The 1,960-nt window shown below is 66.3% G+C and carries 2 protein-coding genes; both read right to left on the bottom strand.

The genetic code is table 11. The annotated features are described in order from the left end of the window. Positions 1 to 310 precede the first annotated feature (310 nt). Positions 311 to 1,108, bottom strand: a complete 798-nt coding sequence (locus tag KDM41_18060; protein MCB1185328.1) for a transporter — start codon at positions 1,106 to 1,108, stop codon at positions 311 to 313. 130 nt (positions 1,109 to 1,238) lie between these two features. Further along, a complete protein-coding gene (locus KDM41_18065; GenBank protein MCB1185329.1) occupies positions 1,239 to 1,832 on the bottom strand; it encodes a lipid-binding SYLF domain-containing protein in 594 nt (197 codons plus the stop codon). Between the last annotated feature and the right edge of the window lie 128 nt (positions 1,833 to 1,960).

Raw genomic sequence — 1,960 nt, forward strand, 5'->3', positions numbered from 1 at the left:
GTCTGGGCGAAGGTCAAAGCGATTGAGATCAAGGATATGCCAGCAACGCGAACGCTGAATCGATGGGCCATGACATCTTGCTCCATTTGATTCCCGGATGGCAGGCTGCACGGAGGCAGTACGCGCGGACATCGCAATCAGGACGATTGTCCGACAAGCCTGCCGATGATTTCCATCGGCCTGACTGATTATTATCGCATATTCCGGCTGTATTTTCCAGGAAAGCCGGACCATGCCCGGCCGATCTGGCGGTCACGGGTGTCCGGCCGAGAGCCGTCAGGGACGGCCCGCGCGTTCCAGATGCCGAGGCTCAGCCCTTGGGGAAGAGCAGGATCAGCGCCGCGCGGGCGCCCCAGCCGTCGGGGCCGTAGTCGGGCGACTCGGCCCAGTAGCGCGCGCCCACCTGCAGCTGGAGCGGTTGGTCGCCGGGCTTGAACATCTGGGCGACCATTACGTTGATCGGCACCGCCCACTGGTCGTTCTCCCAGTCGTAGGTGGACTCGGAATTGACCGTGAAGGACGTCGCCTTCGCCGTTGTGTAGCTGAGGAACGGCTGCAGGAAGGTCGCTGAGAGGTCACCGTCCCTGCTGTTGCCGGTGACCGACCAGATGTGGTTGGCGAGTGCCCCGTAGGTCCAGCCGCCCGATTGTCGCAGGGCGACGCCGGTGACGCCGGCGCCCCACTGGTTGGCGACGATGCCGTCGGTCGCCGTGGGAACCTGGAAGGCGGGGCCGACACCCCAAATGAGCCCGAAGCTCGTCGGCTGCTTGGGCGAGAAGAAGAAGCTCTGGGTCGTGTTGCCCAGGCCGAACTGCGATCCCTCGTCGGGGACGACCCCGTCCTGCCAGACCACGGGCAGGATGGTGCGCGAGATGACGTTCCAGTTCGGGCTGATCGAAAAAGGGATCACCGGCTGGATGTTGACGTAGGACTGGTGCCCGTCCCCATCCAGGCCGAAGCCGTCGTTGTAGTTGTACTGGAACGGGACGCTGATCAGGCTCGCGACCGGGTTGGAGAGCTGCTTGGCCAGATCGGCACTGTCGGATTGGGCGAAGGCGGCCGGCGCCAGGGCGGCGAGGAGGGCGGCGAGCAGCGTGCTCCGGGTCATGGCGCGGTTCTCCGAGTGGCGGCTCGGCTCAGTTTGCACGCGGCGCCGGGAACCACAAGGCCGCGTCGGCAGGCTGGAACACCCGGGGGAATCGCCGTCGCGACGCGCGTCGGCCGGTGCCGGGCTTCCGCTATTTCGGATTGATCCGGCTGATCTTCGAACCTTCCACTGTGACCCCGGCCATCAGGCCCTTCTGGTCGGTGACGAAGGCGATGATCGGGTCCTGCAGGGTGCCGGAATTCACGTCGACATTGGCGCCCATGTTCACTACCGCGACATTGGCATCCGCGCCGAGCACGAAGCCCTTGCTGGTCTCGAGCTGGCGCAGCGCCGCCTCGGTCATGAAATAGATCACCTGCCCGTAGGATTGCGCCCCGGCCTGAAATCCGAACGAGGCCGAGGCGATGTTGTAATAGGCCACCGACGCGCCGTCCCTGCGCAGCACGCCCTCGCCGTACTGCCCGCCGAGCCCGAAGCCTGCCTTGACGATGTCGGGAAAGATCAGCACCGCGACCGCCTTCTCGTCCACGGCCTGCGCGGTCGCGGATTCCGAAAGCAGGCGGTTGAGCACCAGATCCGCCCGGGTGTCGATCTCGGTCCTGCTCGCCGCCTGCGCAACCCCTGTGGCAAGGACCGCGGCCGCGCCGAGACATGCCGCCAGCATCCAGTTCCGCATCCATCCGGCCATCGTCGCGATCCCCTGTTCCGGCCTCTTGGGCGTCACCCGCTTCCTAACCCGCGCGGCCCCCGCCGGGCCAGCGCAAAGCGATCACCCTATCGTGCCCCGCACGCCGCCGGTCTGGCCGCGGTCGAGGAGCAGCTGGTCTAGCAGCACGCAGGCCAGCATCGCCT

The organism is bacterium (genome assembly GCA_020440705.1).
Lineage (GTDB): Bacteria > Krumholzibacteriota > Krumholzibacteriia > LZORAL124-64-63 > LZORAL124-64-63 > JAGRNP01.